This is a genomic window from Idiomarina sp. UBA3176 (assembly GCF_002364295.1).
Taxonomy (GTDB): Bacteria; Pseudomonadota; Gammaproteobacteria; order Enterobacterales; family Alteromonadaceae; genus Idiomarina; species Idiomarina loihiensis.
The window spans coordinates 56159-75566 of record NZ_DEXU01000019.1 but is presented as its reverse complement, the minus strand read 5'-3'; the positions used below and the strand labels follow the sequence as shown (position 1 = coordinate 75566).

Below are 19408 nucleotides of genomic sequence, written 5' to 3'. Positions count from 1 at the left end.
TCGGGTTTAGTCTGCCACTACATCCGGATGCCTTACTTTCTTATTTTCCAGTTCCCTTCCTTTGCCCATAACATCCCCTTCTAAACTAACTTCTTCCCAACTAATATCATTGCAGATTGCGCGCTCACCCAAAAATAATTTAATAAAAATTATCTTTCATGATAACTACTAAATCTAACTCATTCAGAATAGTCAAACCAATTCCTATACAGTCGGTTATCCAATTCGCCGAAAGCATCTACCTCTTTATTGTAACTATTCAAGTATGCTTCACCTTCAAATCCAAGTTCTTTTAAAAATCTATTAACGCTTCCCTTTTCTATCATAATTCCCATTACATAGTGGCGGTAAGTATGAACATCCCTACCGTTTCTTAGGTACTTTGACATTACTTGAAGAAGATCAATGCTAACTTTTATGTAATTGAATATATAACGTCCTAACTCTTGCTCACTAACACTATTAGGCAAAGCTTTTTTTAACTTTTCCGCCCCAAACTTTCTGAAGCTCGAAGATAACGACAGTCGCTCAATACGCGTCTTTGGAAAAAAATCAGCAAAACTGGTATCCCATGCACCTTTCTCACGTGCATAACGCTCAATAGATTTTTCTAACTGTCCTTGAATATGAGCTTTTTGCTTTAGTTCCTCAGAGGCATTAAGTAATTCATTCGCTCGCTGTTGCGCTAACACTGCTTCGTGATGAAGCTTTACGGTATCTTTCATTGCCTTACTTGCTCGCCTAAATTCAATTCGTTGTATTTTCAATGAACGATAAAACAAGAACGCAGAACCTAATGCTACAATCGGAGTAACAATTCCCGAAAAGTATCCTCCAAAGTCGGCCCAGCCTTCCGGCCCACCCCAATTAAAATCCCAGAAAACTGCGGAGTAAACGATTATAGTCAGGGCCATGACAATTACAGCCGAATACAGAACCACTTTCGCATCATTTTCCACAACCCAGCGCTTTAACCGGCGACACCTTACCTTTAATCGTTTCCCTTTGCCCATAACTTCCCCTTCCCAATCAAACTGTCAACTGGTTGGTTGCTAACTAACATCATAATGATTTGTGGATTTCCGATAATTACATGACCCGGCGTGCTTGTCACGGGTTCCGGAACACGGTAGGTTTGAACAATAAAAATAATAAAAAAGTCAGGGTGGCTGTATGCAAGTAAATTATTATGGTTTTCAATTCGAAGTTAGTGGTGATTTAAATATCCTTGATACAATTATGTTTCACGAAGCTAGCTCCCCAGTTTTATACGATGGACTGTCGTATCCAAGGTACGTCTATCTTGATAGCAAAAGTAGTTCTAATTACATTGTTGGAGTTATAGTTACAGAAAAAGACAAGTCATCTTCCTTAACTTTGGATAAGAAAACGATGACTCTGACTCGAGAAAGCCTTGATAATGACGAAACCGAAGTTAACTACTTTCTCATAAGCAAAATTAACGGGCTTGGGATATATCAGCATTACCATAACTCTACATCCGTTAGGCAGTTCAATGAAATTCTCGAATGTCTTGTTTTTAAGCGGAAAATGGCTGTTCTTGCTAAAAAAACAAAAGATTTAAACGACGACAAGGAAAAAAAATTAAGAAAAAAATTTAAGGTGGAAGTTAACTTTTCAGCCATATATGAAAAAGGAGGCTTAAAAAAGGTTCTCGAGGAATTTGACAGGATTAAGAGCTTCCAATACACATTTGCAGAGTTAGAAGACGATGTCCGCGCCAATGTTCCAGCGAGCACTTTTGCTTATAGAAAAACAGAATGTGTAGTATACGGTGACGGGCCAGTCGCAGATATCGGCCGCGCGATAGACACTTTTGTCAAAAACAGATCACTAAGAGGCGGTAAAATTAAAGTTTTAAACGCCTCAAACAGACTTAAGACAGTTGATATTTTTGACAATATGATAAACTTTGGTGAGCAAGAGTATGACGGTTTTTTGACAAAAATCCATAAAAGAAAAGCAGCCGCCCTTCAGGGCAATCCTATTATCACAGAGTTAATAAACGCTGCGAACAATGATAAGCAAAAGCGATTCACGGCAAAGATAAAGAACTAAAATGCTCCACATAACTAAAAGTCTAGGTTGGATAATTGTTATCGTCAGCTTTATATTTTGGTTGGCGTTTGGGGCCTTGGTGTTTTTTGCATGTGATGGTTCGATATTTGATTTTTATTCAAAAAATTTACGAGCAAGCTCTTTCACCGCCTTCCTAACGATATCTATATTTTTATTATCACTAAAGACCTTTATCGTCACAACGATGAAGAAAGAAGTGTTTGACGATAAAAAATACCTTGAAAACTACACTGATAGATTTCCCAGCCTCCATCAGGCATATCGGGATAGAGTCTGGGTCATTAAGGGTATTGAGGAGGATGATAGAAACACGGATGTCAAGTGTCGTCACTTATATTTCCCACTCAAGAATTTGTCCGATACTTTGTTTATTTCTATCATATTAGCGATTTTCGCAAGTATCTCGCAGTTCACACGGTAGTGTTCAGAATTCTGTGTCATTTCGTTAAACTAAGCAAAAAAGAGATGACATATGACCAAAACCAATTTCGACATGGATGCCGCTTTAAAGCAGTTGCGTGAAGGCAAAGACCTCACGGGCAAAGACGGCATTCTGACACCGCTTATCAAACAACTCACCGAAGCAGCGATGCAGGCTGAGCTTGAAGAGCACCTCAGTGATAAAGAGCAATCTAACCGCAAGAACGGCTCGACGTCAAAAACAGTCAAGAGTCCTGCCGGCAGTTTTGAACTAGATACACCCCGTGACAGAGCCGGCTCATTTGAGCCGCAGCTGGTTAAAAAACATCAGACGCATTTAACTGATGAGCTGGAGCGTAAAATTATTGCATTGTTTTCGCTTGGAACCAGCTATCAAGACATTCGCATGCACATTGAAGACCTGTACGGCATTCATGTCTCAAACGGCACCATTAATACCGTGACGGATAAGCTTCTTCCGGAGCTTCAGGCATGGCGTGAACGACCTTTAGAAGCGGTTTACCCCATTGTCTGGCTCGATGCCATTCACTATAAAATCAAAGAGAATGGCCGTTTTATCAGCAAAGCTGTTTACACCATCCTCGGCCTCAATATTGACGGCAAAAAGGAGCTCCTGGGGCTTTATTTATCCGAATCAGAAGGCGCCCATCACTGGCTGAGTGTGTTGACCGATCTCCATAATCGAGGCGTTCAGGATATTCTGATTGCCTGCGTAGACGGCTTAAAAGGCTTTCCAGAAGCCATAGAAAGTATTTACCCGAAAACTGAGGTGCAACACTGCATCATTCATCAAATTCGCAACTCGATGAAGTACGTGGCCAGCAAAAACCAGAAAGCCTTCATGGCCGATTTAAAATGCGTGTATAAAGCCGCAACACTGTCCGCTGCCGAGAGCGCGTTGGATGATTTAGAAGCCAAATGGGGCGATAAATATCCCATCGTTATTCAATCCTGGCGCAATAAGTGGGCGACACTCTCAGCGTATTTTAAGTATCCGGATTATGTTCGAACCGTTATCTACACAACCAATGCCGTTGAGGCGGTACACCGCCAGTTCCGAAAACTGACCAAAACCAAAGGCGGTTTTAGCAATGAGAGTAGCTTGCTTAAGCTACTGTACGCGGGTATGTTAAAAGCAACTGAGCGCTGGTCGCATCCGGTGCAGAACTGGAATCTGACACTGTCTCAGCTAACCATCCACTTTGAAGGTCGACTGGATGGCCACATAGATTTATGAAAAATTGGCTGACACAGAATATTGAACACTCTCGTTCACACTGGGATTCATCAACTCCCCATGGACAGCTGGAGCAGCCCTTTATTTCGCTGTTTTATCTGTTGCTTTACTTGTCTATAGCCTTTTCCAAATAAAAGGTAATATCGACAGCGTGCTTACATCAGAATCGAAAGCTAGTGATGTAATAAACCAGAATAAAAGCTAAGTATATTAGCTTTCCCCGCTGCTGTAACTATTTCTCAGCTAACTAAAGTTTTTCAAAAAAACTCGCAGACCGACGAAATTCCCTCTCTCTGCGGAACAAAAACCACTCGAATCCGCGCAACAATAGTTACTCAATTAACCCACTGGAAGACACTATGTCGGCTCATAAAACCGTTGCGCCAGCGATTACCCCCCAAATTAGCCACCTAATCGCGGCTCCATCAACTTTTTGGGTGTCATCATAGTGCTTCCACTAACTAAAAAGGAGGTATTTATGCGCAAACGAGAATCAAAACGTGAACGCAAACAAAAGCGTAAAATCAAGACTGCGGTTTTAGCATTTGTCGTTCTTACAATATGTAGTCTCGCTTCAATTAGTAAAGCGTTTTAATACCAACCGGCAGCGTGATCACGCATTTGTGCGTTTCATATTCCGTCGCTGACGAGCGACTGGATATATTAAATGCGTCTTAAATTCAGCCTTTAACGCGAAAAAGTTATTAAAGTTGAAGTCTTTGAGGCGACAAAGAAAAATGCACCAATTTTTGTGAAATGATTGGTTCGTGCACTGATTAAAACACGAGCATAGCTGGGGATGGCCACCTAGTTATTTTATCCGGATAAACGCTCTTCCAATATACAGGAAGAAACGATGAGAGATGTTCAAAGAGAAATTTACTACGTGGTTTTTGCTGACAAGGAAACAGACCTAATTGGCGCTAAGAACTACATTGATTACGAGACCGCGGTTGAAAGAGCGGAGCTGACAAGGCGACATGAACGTTATTACGATGTTTATGTAACTAGAGTTATAGACGTAGAGATGCCCCACTAGGCTTTTTATGCGCACTTATCAAGAACTATAGATCTATCAGTGTATTTCTATAGGTCCGCCTCCTGGTAAAGGTTGCCGCTGTTATGAAAAATAGGCGTACCTTCCTTCACATCAATAGTTTTTGTTAAATTACCATCACTAATTTTGACAAAAACGTAATAGGATCCCCTGTACGCAGGTGAAAAACTAATGTCAGTTGAGGATTTTGGAAAAGAAAAAACTGTCTATGTGACGTTTTTAGACACTAAACCAGAAGAGATTGTAACCGTCGCCTGTGCAGGGCTATAAATTGCTATAATCGTTCAACATCGGCTAGAGCAAATGGGGGAAGCTCGATGTAAAGGCGGCTAAACTAGCCGCCTTCCAATAAGTTCTAAGCAACTGATTAACACATTACCTTTATCGTAATAACTTTATTTCCTTCGCTGTCATAGTAGTGTTTATCGCAAACTTGGCTGTCCCAGCCATCACCTCCACCGCCACCAACTCCAGGTAGTGAGGTGCCACCACCATTAGATGGAGGGATATAATTACCACCACCGCCGCCGCCACTTGGACCGGATGTCGTCGGCGTACCAAATGCATCTTCAAGAGCCTCAGCGGCACAAGGTGAAACTTCCAGCGATGTAACTGAGCTATCAGTCATAACTGACCAATAATTTCCGCTGATATGGGTTTTCGTTGCATCTAAACTAATTGAGATGCCATTACTGATAGGCGACAACTTAAATGCAACTACTGACGGTTCTTGGTTGTCCTCCGTCGCTAACGGATCGGGAGTTAAGAAAGTGAAGAATGCTGTTTTATCAACCAATTCATTATCCCAGCTGATTGAGACAGAGAATCCTGACTTCTGTAGTCCTAAACCGAAACCATTGAATTGAAAATCATCAAAGTCATCCGTTCGTTGTAAGTTTTCATCCAAATAAGCCTCATTTATTTCTGCTCTTAACCTATTCTTAAATTCCCCGGAAGTAGCTGCTTTCACGGCTTGGTATTCAGAACTTTCCGTACAAGAAAATTCAGAAGATGAGTTGGTAGTCGATGCCACATTGACCATAGATGGGCTTTGACCATTAACCCATTGCTCATAAGCAGTTGCTGTAGCAAATGAATCACTAACCTTACTCGCAACGTTTTGAAGTGCTCCTGATAAATCTTCAGTGTACTGCACGCCGTCTCTAATCATATTCTTAATAGTAGAATTATGATTATGCTGCTCAACCTGCAGTTGCATAGTCATTGGTGTCCCCCCTTGATTAGTGTGGCTAGAGCGAAACCCCCAAAGCGTACCTGTAGACTTATTCAATACCGCACTAAACACGGGTTGGCTATGACATACCTGGTTCCCAATAGTTATGATTTCATCAGGATTACCTGACGTGCAATGGAAACTCGGAATAGTCCGATCTCTGATGATATTTTTGGCCTCAGTATAACTACAATCATCGCAGGTAAATGCTATAACGTCAGGATCTGCTGCTTCAGCAAGAGGCGAAAAACCAAGGACAGTGGCAATCGCTACTCCGCTAACTAATGAATAGATTTTCATAATTTTTCCTTTTTTATAATCTAAAAAACGAATTAAAACAAAAAAACAACATCTCGATACATACAAGCATCGATAAGTCTATAAGTCAAACTTCATATTTTTATAGCTGCATAGTTCAGAACTAATACCAGATACTTTCTACTGCCAGCAATCCGAGCTATCACATAGGAACTACGTTGGTTAATAGATTGAGATTGAAAGAGAGTGAGTGGCTGAATTTATCTGCGGGCTCGTGCTATAGTTTTCCTTTTCCGTTGAGCAGCTAGGCTTATGGCACAAAACGAACAAGAAACCTTTTACTGGCACGATTATGAGACATGGGGCGCTAACCCTTTAGTGGATCGCCCTGCACAGTTTGCCGGCTTGCGCACAGATACTGATTTTAATGTTATCGGCCGCCCGCTAACACTTTACGCTCAGCCCACACCGGACTTTCTGCCGAATCCGGAAGCCACGTTAATTACCGGTATAACCCCGCAGCTTGCTGCGAAGCAAGGTGTCGGTGAAGCCGAGTTCAGCAAAGCCATAGCAAATGAGTTTCAAAAGCCCAATACCACCATTATTGGCTACAACAACATTCGTTTTGATGACGAAGTCACCCGTTTGCTGTTCTATCGCAACTTTTATGACCCTTACGAATACAGCTGGCAAAACGGCAATTCACGCTGGGACTTAATTGATGTGGTGAGAGCCTGTTTTGCTCTACGCCCTGACGGTATTAACTGGCCGGAGAATTCTGACGGACAACCCAGTCTAAAACTGGAGCACTTGAGTGTTGCGAATAGCATTGAGCACGGTCAGGCGCACGATGCTATGTCAGACGTTTACGCGACCATTGGTCTGGCAAAACTTATCAGCGAAAAACAGCCTAAGCTGTGGCAGTGGGCTTACAGTATTCGCCGTAAACAAAAGCTACTGAACTTGTTTAACTGGCAGGCTCCGGAACCGCTGGCCCATGTCAGTGGGTTTTACGGTACGGCTAACCGCTATTTGTCGGCTATATTGCCGCTGGGCTTTCATCCTAAACAAAATAGCAACGTCATTGCCTGGGACTTGCGCGTTCCGCCCATGGATTTTGCCGATAAATCGGTAGAAGAATTAACGGAGTTAACCTACACCAGCCGTAGAGAACTGGAAGAGCAAGGCTTACAGAAGAGTGGCATACAAAATATTCACTTGGGTCGCTGTCCTTTCTTAGCGCCCATTAAAACCATTTCTGCGGAAGCTGCTGATAGTGCCGCATTAGATACAGCCGCCCTGGAGACAAACGCAAAATGGTTGCAGGAAAATAGCGACTTCCGTGACAAGCTCATGCAGGTGTTTGAACAAACCAAAGAGTTCGCGCCCAGAACCGACGTTGACCAACAGATATACGATGGCTTTTTCTCTCCTCAGGATAAAAAGCATATGGAGATTATCCGTTCGTCAGAGCCACACCAACTGGCCGGTCTGGAGCTGGACTTTCAGGACAAGCGTATGCCTGCACTGCTGTTCCGTTACCGGGCACGAAACTACCCGTCGACTCTTAGCGACAAAGAGCTAAATAAGTGGCGTCTGTTTTGTCAACAGCGCTTAATTGAGCCGCCAGAAGGCTTATTGTCCGCAGAGGACTTTGCACTGAAGCTTGAGGATTTAGCAAATCAGCATCAGGAAGATGCGCATAAGCTGCGGTTGCTAAAATCACTGTATGACTACGCCGCATCGCTTTAGTAGCCCAGTATTGTAATAAAAGAAAAGGCGCCGACTTAATAAAAGCCGACGCCTAATATCACTGATTTATCTTTTGAATAAGCAAGTTACGCTTTTTTATTCCCCACTCTGAACAACCTTGCCAGTGCCGGAATTAAGATAAGTGCGCCCAGCATATTCCACAGGAACATAAAGGTTAGCAAAATGCCCATATCGGCCTGGAATTTAATGGGTGAGAATATCCAGGTGGCGACACCTATGGCCAGTGTCAAGCCAGTAAAGCCAACGGCCTTGCCGGTGTTATCCAGTGAGTACTTGTAGGTTTCCTGCAACGACATGCCCTGTTGCAAGCCCTCTTTCACTTTACTGTAGATATAAATGCCGTAGTCGACACCGATACCAACCCCTAAAGCAATAACTGGCAAGGTAGCCACTTTAATGCCTATGCCTAACACCGCCATTAGTCCCTGACTCATAACAGTAGTAAAGGCCAGCGGTAGTACAATGCAGGCTACGGTACGAACGCTACGGAAGGTAATAAAGCACAGCACGATAACAACGCCATAAACCCATAGCAGCATCTTATTCTGCGCTGCTTCTATAACTGAGTTAGTTGCCGCTTCAATACCCGAGTTGCCCGCTGCCATCAACAGTTCTAAACCTTCCTGCTGATAGTTCTGGTTAAACTCATTAACCGAGCCAACGACATTCTCTAAGGTTTTAGCTTTATGGTCGTCCAGGTAAATAATGACCGGCGCCATTGAACAATCGTTATTGATCAAACCATCCGGAATACGGCTTAACGAGGCGTTAGTAACGTATTTGTTACGGTTTAAGCTAAACCACTTAAGGTTACCCTCGTTAATACCAAACATGCCCATTTTAGAAACGTAGACGACAGATTTAACGTCCTGAACACCGCTGGTGTTTTCCATATGCCAGCTAAAACGTTCCATCATTTCGAGATTATCGTACGCAATACATTGCTCAGGCGCAGAAGCTGCCATAACCACAAAGATATCGGTACTGGAGCTGTAGTTTTCTACAATAAAGGCATTGTCCTGATTGTAGCGACTGTCAGGGCGCAATTCCGGCGCGCCTTTATCAAGGTCACCAATTGCCATATTCTGACTATTGACTAAGCCCCAGGCCAGCATAACAAGAGCAATAACTAGCGCTGAATACGCCCATTTAGGCTGAGTAAATTTAGCAAAGAAATCAAACAGCGGATGACGCTCGTCCTTTATTTTCTTCTGGTAAGCAACACCGTTGTCTGACGTTCCCAGGTAAGACATCAAAATAGGCAATAAACCAAGGTTGGTCAGTACCACCACGGCAACACCAATACTAGCGGCTATTGCCAGTTCTTTGATTACCTCAATATCAATAACCATCAAGGTCGTAAAGCCAATGGCGTCGCTGGCCAGAGCGGTTAACCCGGCAATATACAGACCGCGGAACGCTGTGCGAGCGGCAGCAACTTTATCAAGCCCGGCAACCCGGTTAGAGCCAATGGCATTAATAATTTGTACGCCGTGTGATACCCCTATGGCGAACACCAGGAATGGTACGAGCATTGAGTACGGGTTAATACCGCTGCCAATAAGTTCAATAATACCCAGTTGCCACACTACCGCGATAATTGAACAACTAAGCACCATAAAGGTACTGCGCCAACAGCGGCTATAGAGGTAAAGCATGACCAGCGTAATAGCGATAGCCAACAGGAAGAACAAACCAACCTGCTCGGCACCTTCAATAAGGTCGCCTATCAGTTTCGCAAAACCAGTGATGTGAATTTCAATATCATCACTTTGGTATTTGTCACGAACCAGCGTTTCCAGCTTTTCAGAGAACTCCTGATAATCGAGCTTTTCACCGGTTTCCGGATTAACTTCATCCAGCGGAATATAGACGATGGTTGATTCAAAATTATTGGCAACCAGGTTCCCTACTTCACCTGAACGCAGAACGTTAGTTCTTAGTTGATCTAAGGACTCTTCGCTGCCGTCATAACCATCGGGAATAACCGGGCCGCCAACAAAACCTTCTTCGGTTACTTCCATCCAGCGGACATTGGGAGTCCATAAACTACGAAGCCCGGAGCGGTTGACGCCCGGAATAAAAAAGATTTCGTCGGTTATTTTTTGCAGCTCTTGTTGAAAATCGGCCTCAAAAATATCACCGTCTTTATTTTCAACCGCCACCCGGACAACGTTCCCCAAACTGGCTAAGTCGTCCTGATAATCAAAATAATTTTGAATAAACGGATGGTTGGTCGGGATCATCTTGGTCAGGCTGGCATCGGGACGAACCTGTGACGCGTGATAACCCAGGAACAAGGTTAGTAACAAAAAGACAATTAGCCAGGGAGCCCGTACCGTGAATAATAGCTTCTCCAGCAGTCCTGCTGGTTTATTCGCACTCGGATTATCCATTTACTGCGCTCCTTGTTGCGTTGCTAATGCTTCTTCTTCAGTGATTTTGGCCGGCCAGTGCAACAAACCACTGCGGCCCGTCATAATCCACTCACCGTCGCCTACTTCAATAATATCAGTCATAACCGAACCGCTCGGATGTGTCCGGTTCTTTACTTCTAACTGGTCATCAATCTCAAGAATGGTTCCGGAATGCCCAACAATTAGCTGAGTACCCTTGTTAGTGTTGGTTCCTGCCGACAAATTAACTCTGGTGCCTGTATCAACGGTTGTAAAGCTTTGTCCTTTATCGTCTGAGACAAAAGCATTGCCGCGTAAGCCATAAACCCAAACACGGCCCTCGGCATCAAGGTGTCCGCCAAACAGCGAACCGCGATAAGGAGAATCAAGAGTCTCCCAACTCTCACCACCGTCGTAACTCGCAAAAGCTAGTCCGGCTTCCCCGACAATATATAAGTCGTCACCCTGACCAAAAATGGTATTCAAATGATAACCACCCGGGTTTTCCAAACGACCCGAGATAACCTGCCAGCTTTCGCCGCCATCTTCAGTTTTAAGGAAGGTACCATAAGCGCCTATCGCCAGCACAGTCTGACTGTCTTTAACGTAAAGATCTAAAAAGGGCTTGCTGGGGCCTTCTTCTCTTGCTGCCTCTATATTACTGATCTGAAACTGAGCCTCTTCAAGCTGCCACTCCAGTTCACCGATAACGTCTTCATCGTCAGTTGATTCGAGTTGTTCATTCAGTTTCTCAATGCGCTTTTCAAAATAACCTTCTTCTAATGTCATCAGTTCGAAGCCGTCTAATTGACGTTTCCAGTTTTTACCGCCGTCTTCTGATTTAATAATGACACCATGATGCCCGGTCGCCCATCCATTTTGCTCGTCAGCAAAAGCGATACTGGTTAAAAGTACGCTGGTATCTACTTCTGCCTGTTGCCAGTCATCACTCTCTTTCCAGATAATATTTCCATGCGCACCGACGGCTATAAGTCGCGTTCCAACAGTCGTCACTTCAATAAGTACTTCGCTTTTAATTCTGTCTGATGACAATGCTGGTGCACTGATCACGTCGTAATCAGTAATTGTTGTTGTGTCGCTATCCTGTGCGAGCACTGTGGTGCTAAAAATAGCCCCCAACAACACCCCTAATGGGGTTAAAGACAAGCGCATGGAACCTCCCGGGTACTAAAAATGTCATAGGATTGTATAAGCTCAAGATAATTTGAAAACCTTTTTTCGTTAAATTCGTGCTTTTTTTCGTTAAAGTATTGCTTGAGAGGTCAGTCCTCTGGCAAAGTGATGTTGGAAAGTAGAACAACAAGGAAAATTATAATGAATAAACTGATGCTAAAAGCTGGCGTTTTTGCCATATCGGTGATTTCCGCGAGCGTTGCGGCTAAAGTATCACCAGAAGAAGCCGCACGGCTTGGTCAGGACCTAACCCCTATTGGTGCTGAAAAAGCGGCAAATGCCGACGGCTCTATCCCCGCCTGGGATGGTGGTTACTCCGATCACGCGGTTGAAGTTGTTCGCGGTAATGACCCGTATGCTGATGATAAACCTTTGTTTACCATCACTCACGATAACCTGGATGAGCACAAAGAACATCTGAGCGAAGGCCAAATCGCGATGTTCGATAAGTACTCAGACTATAAAATGATTGTGTATCCAACCCGTCGTTCGGCAACCTATCCGGACGAACTTTGGCCTAAAATTAAATCCAACGCAGAAAATGCAGAAATGGTTGCCGGTGGTAACGGAGTCGAAAACTTTGATACCACCATTCCGTTCCCTATCCCGGAAAATGGGTTAGAGGCTGTATGGAACCATATTACTCGTTACCGTGGCGGTGCAGTTACTCGTAACGTAGCGCAGTTCCCGGTTCTGTCTAATGGTAACTACACCACAGTAGAACTTAAGGAAACCCTGGTATTCCCTGAGTACTTAGAAACCGGTCGCCAGGAAGCTGACGACAACGTTCTGTTTTATTTTATGCAGGAAGTTGAAGCTCCTTCTCGCTTAACCGGTACGGTTTTGCTGGTTCATGAAACCATTAACCAGGTAAAAGAAGGACGTCGCGCATGGATTTATAATGCCGGTCAGCGTCGCGTTCGTCGTGCACCTAACGTTGCTTATGACGGACCAGGCACTGCAGCAGATGACCTACGTACTTCTGATAACCTGGATATGTACAACGGTGCACCAGATAAATACAACTGGGAATTAAAAGGTAAGAAAGAAGTTTATATTCCTTACAACAACTTCAAGATCATGGATCCTGAACTGAGTTATGACGAAATCATTAAAGCTGGTCATATGAATCAGGACTTGATCCGTTATGAAAAACACCGTGTTTGGGTGGTTGAAGGTAGTCTTAAAGACGGTGAACGCCATATCTACTCTAAGCGTACAATGTACCTTGATGAAGATACCTGGACAGCGTCACTAGTTGATCACTACGACGGACGCGGTGAACTATGGCGTGTTGGTGAAGCTCTGAATACTCAGTTCTATAACCAGGACGTTCCGTGGATGGCTGCAGAAGCGTTATATGACTTAGACTCTGGACGTTATATTTCTCTGGGTCTGGGTAATGAAGAGAGTACTTACATGGAATGGGATATTTCTCCAAACCGTGAAGACTTCAGTACTAACGCATTACGCCGTAAAGGCTTCAGATAAGCCAATACTGCTAAAACGGAAAAAGGAGACTCATTTGAGTCTCCTTTTTTAATGTCCGTAGCCTGGTGAGTTCTATGTAGCTTGACGTTATTACGTAAGAAGGCAGCAGCATCGCGGTTGTTACGGATCACCTCACCTGATGCAATAGCATCAGGCTACTTTTCCAGACGAGCCAGAAGACTCGATGTATCCCAGCGACTGCCACCCATTTTCTGAACGTCAGCATAGAATTGGTCAACTAATGCAGTCGCCGGCAGCGACAAGCCCTGACGGTCGGCCTCAGCCAAGGCTATTTTTAGATCTTTACGCATCCAGTCTACAGCAAAGCCATGCTCGTAGTGGTTATCCCACATGGTTTTATAGCGATTTTCCATCTGCCAGGAGCCTGCAGCGCCCTGACTAATAGCCGCAATAAGCTTATCAGGATCTAAGCCGACTTTACGTGCCAGTTGAAGCCCTTCAGACAAGCCTTGCAAAACGCCGGCAATACAAATCTGATTGACCATTTTTGCTAATTGTCCACTACCGGCAGGCCCCATCAGCTGACGAGTTTTGGCATAGCATTGGAAAAGCTCGTCCGCAGCTTCAAAAGTGTGTTGTTCACCACCCACCATCGCCGTTAGAACACCGTTTTCTGCTCCGGCCTGGCCGCCTGAAACCGGCGCATCTAAAAAACTGCCCTGCTTTTCATTTACGGCTTGTTCCAGCTCTCGTGCCAATTCAGCAGAGGCCGTAGTGTGGTCAACAACAACAGCTCCGGGTTTTAAATTCGCCAAGATGCCGTCATCACCATAAAATACACTGCGTACATCGTCATCGTTACCAACACAAACCATAACAAAGTCAGCTTCTTTAACCGCTTCAGCCGGCGTTGGTTCGCAGCGTCCGGAGTATTCCTTTGCCCATTTTTCGGCTTTAGCCTGAGTGCGGTTATAAACCGTTACCTTATGATCCGCTTTTTGTAAGTGACCGGCCATTGGGTAACCCATAACGCCTAATCCAATAAATGCACATTGCTTTGACATAGTCATTCCTCCTGACAATTCGGTTTTTCTATAAGCCAGTGTTGATAACGCCCCAGCTCACGATAAGGGGACATTTGATTATATTTCATCTCCAGTGCCAGCAACTCATCAAACCGTTGCTGATGAGTTAGGTCGCGTAAGTAGTCATGAAAACAACGAACACCGGTCTTTTGCTGTACCTTTAAGCCCTCGGCCTTTAGCCAACCATCAACCTGTTCCGGTACCGCCGGGTTTTGCGGGCTTAAGCGTACGGTTTTCTTCACCTTCAGTCCGCGCTCAATATAATCAAAGTTGCCGTAAATGGCATTGGCAAAAAGCTTGGCATGGTAGTTATAGAACATTAGCGAAAGCTTGCCGCCAGGCTTTAATAATGAAGCCAATTGATGAATGGCGAGCTCGGTATCTGGCAGCCATTCCAGCACGGCATGGCAGAGAATAATATCGTATTGACTTAGCGGCTGCTGATTAGCAAGCTCCGTTAAGCTGGCTGAAACATATTTGCACTTATGCCCCAGGCCTGCCGCTTTGTGATGGCGCTCAGCTTCTTCAACCATTTCGGTTGAAAGATCAAAATGCACGACCGCAAAGCCTTTTTCCTGAAACCACTGGTTTACCTGACCAAGGCCGGCTCCTACATCAAGCACTAAACATGGCTCAGTCGCTAACAGCGGCGCTAAATCGCGCTTGAGCACCTCAACCCTGAGTTGCCCTTTAGTGGTGTCATAAATGGATTTAGAGAACTTTTGGCTAATGCCGCTAAAATCGCCACGTTCTTGTTTCTTTTTATTCATTAAAGGCTTCTTTTCATCAGGCGGGACTGTCAATGTCAATAAACTTAACATCCAGTTCAAACTGATTTGCTAAGTGCTCGCCCAGCGCTTTTGCGCCGTAACGCTCGGTGGCGTGATGCCCGGCAGCAAAAAATGCGATACCCTGCTCGCGGGCACTGTGAATAGTCGGCTCTGAGACTTCACCGGTAATAAAGGCGTCGACACCAAGCAGGGCCGCCCGGTCAATAAAACCTTGCCCGCCACCGGTGCACCAGGCAACTTTCTTAATTTTGTTTAAGCTATTCACGCGACAAACCAGCGGCCGCTCTAACCGTTGCTCTAATTCACTGGCAAATTCATCGCATGAAACGGCTTTAGCTAACTGACCGGTTACCAGCGGGCATGCCGGATCAGAAGGATCCACCGGCCCATCGAATTGCCAATTCATCAGTTTGGCCAACTGCGCATTGTTTCCCAGTTCAGGATGAACATCGAGTGGTAAGTGATAGGCAAATAAATTGATATCATGCTTCAACAACTGCTGTAAGCGCCGCTTTTTCATTCCGACAACTTCCGCCGGTTCGCCCTTCCAAAAATAGCCGTGATGAACCAAAATCGCATCGGCGTTCTCGTCGACTGCTCTGTCAACCAACGCCTGGCAAGCGGTTACCCCGCTGACTACTTTGCGGATCTCAGATTTACCCTCTACTTGCAGTCCATTGGGACAGTAATCTTTAATCTGCTCACTGTTTAATAGCTCATTAAGATAATTCTGTAATTCATTTCTATTTATCGGCATATCTAAAAACCAAATTGCTTTGCTGAATGGCCTCAGTTTACCCGAAATTAGACAATAATCCGAAAAAACGGTATAAACGAATAGCGAAGCATTTTTATACAATACTTTTAAACCAAACCTTGAATAAAGGAACACTTGAATGAGCAACCTGGACAAAGATAAGGTAATCGCTGAATATACGGAAGCTTATCAAAAAGCTCACGGTAAAAAGCCTAAAATTGAAAGCAGTAACGGCTGGTATAGCGTTGATGGAGGCAAAAATGTACGCCTGAGTCAATTAGCTGACGACGCAAAAGCGCTTGGTAAAGAGAAAAAGGCTGCGCCTAAAAAGTCGGAGTCGAAGAAAACGGAGCCTAAAAAAGCAGAAGCCAAAAAGCCTGCGGCTAAAAAAACTGAGACTAACAAGCCAGCAGCTAAAAAGCCTGCTGCGAAGAAATCTTCAGCTAAGCAATCTCCAGCGAAAAAATCCAGCTCTGGCGGCTTAACCGCAAAAGAACTGTGGAAGCAAAAGTTAGAAGCTAAAGACAGTGATTGTCGTTTACCCCGAGGCAGTGCGTAAGCCACCGCTAGAAGTAAAAAAAGCGACCTTCATGGTCGCTTTTTTCGTTATAGGACGTCCGGATTTTTGCCGGCAACGCGGTCTATTGGAACTCTAATTTTACGATAACGATGCACTAAAAAGTCGCTACGTTTGAAAATGACTTTTTCAGAACCAAAGTCAGCCTGAGACACCAGGAAGCGGTCGTTATCCAGTGTTTTTGCTATAATTCCTAACTTCCCCTGATGCGGTCCACGCTTAATAAAAATCGTCTGCCCTTGTATGCGGGGGTTGTTATAAGAAAATGTCGGATAATTAATTGCCACTGCCGTTTCCCTAAACCTTATAAGGCTATATCAATATCAGGATTATACTCCTATTATCGGTCACCGACAGAGATTCTTGATATTTATTTCTTACCAATATAGAGCGTTATCTCACCAACAGGGAAGCCCCATTTAGACATGTCGGTACGATTGATCATATTGTTCTCATCAATAAGATACAGCCAGTCATCCAGCGTCAATATCAGTGGCTCGCCGTCTACCACAACTTCCAGTTGATACTCCCAGTTAAGAACATTGCCTGCTGTTGTACCTTTAGCAACACCTTCAACATCGTCTGCACGCCCTTCATAACTATTCGGGCCAGTTTTCGTTATGTGCCAGACGCGTTGCTGCTCACGACCATCGGCATAAGTAAAATGTTCATCAAGAACGCCTTCGTTACCTTCCCAGGTACCTGTCATGGTTACCTCGAAACGCTGAATTACTTCACCGCTGTAGTCCTGAACCATACCGTAAGCAACCAGTTCACCGTTAAAGAACTCTTCAAGCTTTAACTTCGGCTCTGCTGATTTATAGGCATCAATGCCGGTTGAGCACGCCGCAAGTAAACTGAGTAAAACGGTGAAGCCCAAAACTTTTAAAGTCTTCATTTTTATTTCTCCCCAATGAGTTCATTGCGCTCAGATTCAAAGCGGCTATTTTCCGACAGCCAAATAGCTAAAAACTGCTCGGTAAAATCTTTATCTTCAATTTCACCCAGCAACTTATCGCCTTGGTAAAATTCTGCTGTTCCATCTTTCTTTTCAACTAAGAGCAGGCAGTCGCCCTCTTTAATGTCAGGCCAGATGGAGTCCAGTTTTTCCAGCCATTGCTCATGTTTATCGCTATTCAGCTCCAGCTTCTGCCATTCTTCTTCCGTTGTTTCTATAAGATCTTTCGCCTTAATATCACGCAGGTACTCCAGTAACAGAGCTTGTCGTTCGTCCTGTTGATACTTACCTGAAGGGCTATATAAAGTGGCGTCATAAACGTCCCAGAAATACACACTGAGCCGAGTTTGCCCAACTTTAGAAAAGTCATCGGGTACGGAATCGGTGCATTCAGTGGCATAGGAACTAAGGCTGAAAAGCGCAATAATTCCGCATAAAATGAATCTCATACTCTACACTCCCTGTTCTTTCTTAGGTGACATGGAAAAAACAAAATACGCCATCATTAGTCCCCATACGGCGGCATAACAGGCAATAACAATGGGCATTGAGTCAACGGTTGCTGCATTAAGCTTTATTCCTGCAACATAGCTTAAGGGGCCTGAAACGGCACCGAGCAGGATCGCAACTATGGGTTTAGGTGCAAGCCAGTCCAGTGCTACCGGCGCCATAGATGAAAAACCCAGCCACAGCATGACCAGCCACAAAGGAAAGTATCCTCCGGCAAAATCGATAACGCCCAGGCTAATAAAACACCGCTAAGCACAATATAGTTCTCGCGGCCGGAAACAGCACTTAACCAAAGCGCATTGAACAGAACAAAACTGACAATTTTATGCTGAATAGAAGTCATTAGTAGGCCTGCGATTTGCTGGCGGTAACCTGAACAACCGATACCCGTTGTTCCAGAAAGCCGCCTTCACAATAGCTGAAATAGTAATTCCAAAGTCTGGAAAAGCGTTCATCGTAGCCAAGCTTTTCGAGCTCGCTTTCGTGGGCGTTAAACCGTTCTTCCCACTGTCTCAGGGTTTTTGCGTAACTCAGACCAAAGTCGTGCACGTCACGTACAACCAAGTCGGTGTAGCGTGTAAACAGTTGCGTCATCTGGCTTAAAGACGGAAGGAAACCACCGGGAAAAATATGCTTTTGAATAAAATCTACAGAGCGAGCATAGGATTTCGCTCGTTGGTCGGCAATGGTGATAGCCTGTAACGACATTCTTCCGTCTTCTTTTAACAGTTTGTTGCAGGTTTTGAAGAAGGTCGGTAAGTACTCCTTTCCTACCGCTTCTATCATTTCAACCGAGACCAACTTGTCGTACTGCCCTTCTAAGTCACGGTAGTCACGCTTCAACAGTTCAATTCTGTCGGACAAGCCCGCCGCTTCAACTTGCTGCTTAGCGTACTGAAATTGCTCATCTGAAATTGTCGTCGTTGTTACCCGGCAACCATAATTTTTTGCCGCATAAATGGCCAGACCGCCCCAACCTGTGCCTATTTCCAGCAAGTGGTCTTGCGCTTTTAAATCAAGCGCATCGCATAAGCGCTGCATTTTATTGCACTGAGCTTGCTCCAGTGAATCTGTGGACTCTTTAAATAAGCCACTGGAATACTGCATTGCGCTATCAAGAAAACGGGTATAAAGCTCGTTACCCAGGTCATAGTGGGCTGATATATTCTTTTTTGCCTGTCCTTTATGGTTACGATTACTCCAGTGCTGGTATTTGTTAAAGGGAAAAGTTAACCAGGCCAGTCGCGTTTCTAGTTTATCTAAGGCCGGTAAGTTACGGGCAAAAATACGAATAACCGAGGTTAAATCGGGAGTATCCCAATGCTTATCAATATACAACTCGGCTGCACCAATACTGCCACCAGTAACCAGGCGACGGTAAAAAGACGAATCCTTCACGTCAATTTCAGCGTTCAGGTCTTTATCGGGATGCCCGAAAGTTTCAATGAACGTGCCTTTCTCTTTTATCGTCAACTGCCCATACTGCAAATGAGCTAGTAGCTTAAAAGCGATAGTACGGAAAAGCTTATCCAACACACCATACTGAATAGGCGCTACCATAGTTGTTTCACCACTGGACATACAAACT

General features: G+C 44.4%; 19 protein-coding genes. 6 read left to right on the top strand and 13 right to left on the bottom strand.

The annotated features are described in order from the left end of the window. Positions 1-179 precede the first annotated feature (179 nt). Positions 180-959, bottom strand: a complete 780-nt coding sequence (locus B2U97_RS08000; protein WP_145914821.1) for a hypothetical protein — start codon at positions 957-959, stop codon at positions 180-182. 214 nt (positions 960-1173) lie between these two features. Here B2U97_RS08000 and B2U97_RS07995 point away from each other — a divergent pair, with 214 nt between their 5' ends. The 3 genes from B2U97_RS07995 to B2U97_RS07985 all read left to right on the top strand — a co-directional run bounded on the left by B2U97_RS07995 (position 1174) and on the right by B2U97_RS07985 (position 4817). Continuing rightward, on the top strand, positions 1174-2079 hold the full coding sequence (locus B2U97_RS07995; protein ID WP_034821021.1) for a hypothetical protein: 906 nt from the start codon (positions 1174-1176) through the stop codon (positions 2077-2079). Positions 2080-2572: 493 nt separating this feature from the next. Further along, on the top strand, positions 2573-3778 hold the full coding sequence (locus B2U97_RS07990) for an IS256 family transposase (RefSeq protein WP_114981777.1): 1206 nt from the start codon (positions 2573-2575) through the stop codon (positions 3776-3778). Between the two features lie 856 nt (positions 3779-4634). Further along, complete coding sequence (locus B2U97_RS07985) at positions 4635-4817, top strand: hypothetical protein (RefSeq protein WP_034821028.1); 183 nt, start codon at positions 4635-4637, stop codon at positions 4815-4817. A gap of 385 nt (positions 4818-5202) precedes the next feature. On the opposite strand, the gene B2U97_RS07980 is transcribed toward B2U97_RS07985, so the two are convergent. Further along, positions 5203-6369 carry a hypothetical protein gene (locus B2U97_RS07980; protein ID WP_145914822.1) on the bottom strand — a complete coding sequence of 389 codons (1167 nt, stop codon included), beginning with the start codon at positions 6367-6369 and terminating at the stop codon, positions 5203-5205. A 270-nt stretch (positions 6370-6639) separates the two neighbouring features. Between B2U97_RS07980 and sbcB the strand changes: the two genes are divergently transcribed. Continuing rightward, positions 6640-8079 (top strand): exodeoxyribonuclease I, encoded by a 1440-nt coding sequence (gene sbcB / locus B2U97_RS07975; RefSeq protein ID WP_286823933.1) that lies wholly within the window; start codon positions 6640-6642, stop codon positions 8077-8079. 86 nt (positions 8080-8165) lie between these two features. On the opposite strand, the gene B2U97_RS07970 is transcribed toward sbcB, so the two are convergent. Together B2U97_RS07970 and B2U97_RS07965 are read right to left on the bottom strand one after the other, a co-directional pair. Then, a complete protein-coding gene (locus B2U97_RS07970; protein WP_286823934.1) occupies positions 8166-10496 on the bottom strand; it encodes an efflux RND transporter permease subunit in 2331 nt (776 codons plus the stop codon). Further along, positions 10497-11669 carry a WD40/YVTN/BNR-like repeat-containing protein gene (locus B2U97_RS07965; RefSeq protein WP_286823935.1) on the bottom strand — a complete coding sequence of 391 codons (1173 nt, stop codon included), beginning with the start codon at positions 11667-11669 and terminating at the stop codon, positions 10497-10499. Positions 11670-11831: 162 nt separating this feature from the next. Here B2U97_RS07965 and B2U97_RS07960 point away from each other — a divergent pair, with 162 nt between their 5' ends. Then, positions 11832-13181 carry a DUF1329 domain-containing protein gene (locus B2U97_RS07960; protein WP_286823936.1) on the top strand — a complete coding sequence of 450 codons (1350 nt, stop codon included), beginning with the start codon at positions 11832-11834 and terminating at the stop codon, positions 13179-13181. Positions 13182-13336: 155 nt separating this feature from the next. Here B2U97_RS07960 and B2U97_RS07955 read toward each other — a convergent pair whose 3' ends face one another. Genes B2U97_RS07955 through B2U97_RS07945 form a run of 3 tightly spaced genes read right to left on the bottom strand, consistent with a single transcriptional unit; the run spans position 13337 to position 15775 of the window. Continuing rightward, complete coding sequence (locus B2U97_RS07955) at positions 13337-14206, bottom strand: NAD(P)-dependent oxidoreductase (RefSeq protein WP_286823937.1); 870 nt, start codon at positions 14204-14206, stop codon at positions 13337-13339. 2 nt (positions 14207-14208) lie between these two features. Beyond that, the gene (locus B2U97_RS07950; RefSeq protein ID WP_286823938.1) at positions 14209-14997 is read right to left on the bottom strand and encodes a methyltransferase domain-containing protein; all 789 of its coding nucleotides are present in this window, start codon (positions 14995-14997) and stop codon (positions 14209-14211) included. Positions 14998-15013: 16 nt separating this feature from the next. Then, the gene (locus tag B2U97_RS07945; protein WP_286823939.1) at positions 15014-15775 is read right to left on the bottom strand and encodes a Nif3-like dinuclear metal center hexameric protein; all 762 of its coding nucleotides are present in this window, start codon (positions 15773-15775) and stop codon (positions 15014-15016) included. 139 nt (positions 15776-15914) lie between these two features. Here B2U97_RS07945 and B2U97_RS07940 point away from each other — a divergent pair, with 139 nt between their 5' ends. Then, on the top strand, positions 15915-16334 hold the full coding sequence (locus B2U97_RS07940) for a hypothetical protein (RefSeq protein ID WP_286823940.1): 420 nt from the start codon (positions 15915-15917) through the stop codon (positions 16332-16334). 47 nt (positions 16335-16381) lie between these two features. Here the strand turns inward: B2U97_RS07940 and B2U97_RS07935 are convergent, their stop codons facing one another. The 6 genes from B2U97_RS07935 to B2U97_RS07910 all read right to left on the bottom strand — a co-directional run bounded on the left by B2U97_RS07935 (position 16382) and on the right by B2U97_RS07910 (position 19401). Further along, positions 16382-16639 (bottom strand): DUF3912 family protein, encoded by a 258-nt coding sequence (locus B2U97_RS07935; RefSeq protein WP_011234625.1) that lies wholly within the window; start codon positions 16637-16639, stop codon positions 16382-16384. Between the two features lie 83 nt (positions 16640-16722). Then, on the bottom strand, positions 16723-17250 hold the full coding sequence (locus tag B2U97_RS07930; RefSeq protein ID WP_286823941.1) for a DUF3833 domain-containing protein: 528 nt from the start codon (positions 17248-17250) through the stop codon (positions 16723-16725). A 2-nt stretch (positions 17251-17252) separates the two neighbouring features. After that, complete coding sequence (locus B2U97_RS07925) at positions 17253-17759, bottom strand: chalcone isomerase family protein (RefSeq protein WP_286830409.1); 507 nt, start codon at positions 17757-17759, stop codon at positions 17253-17255. Positions 17760-17762: 3 nt separating this feature from the next. Further along, complete coding sequence (locus B2U97_RS07920) at positions 17763-18005, bottom strand: DUF2878 family protein (protein WP_286823998.1); 243 nt, start codon at positions 18003-18005, stop codon at positions 17763-17765. Then, positions 17969-18163, bottom strand: coding sequence for a hypothetical protein (locus B2U97_RS07915; RefSeq protein ID WP_286824000.1), 195 nt, complete (start codon positions 18161-18163; stop codon positions 17969-17971). Before B2U97_RS07915 ends, B2U97_RS07920 begins: the two co-directional genes overlap by 37 nt. Then, positions 18163-19401, bottom strand: coding sequence for an SAM-dependent methyltransferase (locus B2U97_RS07910; RefSeq protein ID WP_286823944.1), 1239 nt, complete (start codon positions 19399-19401; stop codon positions 18163-18165). The genes B2U97_RS07915 and B2U97_RS07910 overlap by 1 nt, the downstream gene beginning before the upstream one ends. Positions 19402-19408: the final 7 nt, after the last annotated feature.

Bases quoted from the DNA above. Each gene is read 5' to 3' on its own strand.
- B2U97_RS07995 (WP_034821021.1), top strand. From the start codon at position 1,174: ATGCAAGTAAATTATTATGGTTTTCAATTCGAAGTTAGTGGTGATTTA.
- B2U97_RS07990 (WP_114981777.1), top strand. From the start codon at position 2,573: ATGACCAAAACCAATTTCGACATGGATGCCGCTTTAAAGCAGTTGCGT.
- B2U97_RS07985 (WP_034821028.1), top strand. From the start codon at position 4,635: ATGAGAGATGTTCAAAGAGAAATTTACTACGTGGTTTTTGCTGACAAG.
- B2U97_RS07980 (WP_145914822.1), bottom strand. From the start codon at position 6,369: ATGAAAATCTATTCATTAGTTAGCGGAGTAGCGATTGCCACTGTCCTT.
- sbcB (WP_286823933.1), top strand. From the start codon at position 6,640: ATGGCACAAAACGAACAAGAAACCTTTTACTGGCACGATTATGAGACA.
- B2U97_RS07970 (WP_286823934.1), bottom strand. From the start codon at position 10,496: ATGGATAATCCGAGTGCGAATAAACCAGCAGGACTGCTGGAGAAGCTA.
- B2U97_RS07965 (WP_286823935.1), bottom strand. From the start codon at position 11,669: ATGCGCTTGTCTTTAACCCCATTAGGGGTGTTGTTGGGGGCTATTTTT.
- B2U97_RS07960 (WP_286823936.1), top strand. From the start codon at position 11,832: ATGAATAAACTGATGCTAAAAGCTGGCGTTTTTGCCATATCGGTGATT.
- B2U97_RS07955 (WP_286823937.1), bottom strand. From the start codon at position 14,206: ATGTCAAAGCAATGTGCATTTATTGGATTAGGCGTTATGGGTTACCCA.
- B2U97_RS07950 (WP_286823938.1), bottom strand. From the start codon at position 14,997: ATGAATAAAAAGAAACAAGAACGTGGCGATTTTAGCGGCATTAGCCAA.
- B2U97_RS07945 (WP_286823939.1), bottom strand. From the start codon at position 15,775: ATGCCGATAAATAGAAATGAATTACAGAATTATCTTAATGAGCTATTA.
- B2U97_RS07940 (WP_286823940.1), top strand. From the start codon at position 15,915: ATGAGCAACCTGGACAAAGATAAGGTAATCGCTGAATATACGGAAGCT.
- B2U97_RS07930 (WP_286823941.1), bottom strand. From the start codon at position 17,250: ATGAAGACTTTAAAAGTTTTGGGCTTCACCGTTTTACTCAGTTTACTT.
- B2U97_RS07925 (WP_286830409.1), bottom strand. From the start codon at position 17,759: ATGAGATTCATTTTATGCGGAATTATTGCGCTTTTCAGCCTTAGTTCC.
- B2U97_RS07920 (WP_286823998.1), bottom strand. From the start codon at position 18,005: ATGCTGTGGCTGGGTTTTTCATCTATGGCGCCGGTAGCACTGGACTGG.
- B2U97_RS07915 (WP_286824000.1), bottom strand. From the start codon at position 18,163: ATGACTTCTATTCAGCATAAAATTGTCAGTTTTGTTCTGTTCAATGCG.
- B2U97_RS07910 (WP_286823944.1), bottom strand. From the start codon at position 19,401: ATGTCCAGTGGTGAAACAACTATGGTAGCGCCTATTCAGTATGGTGTG.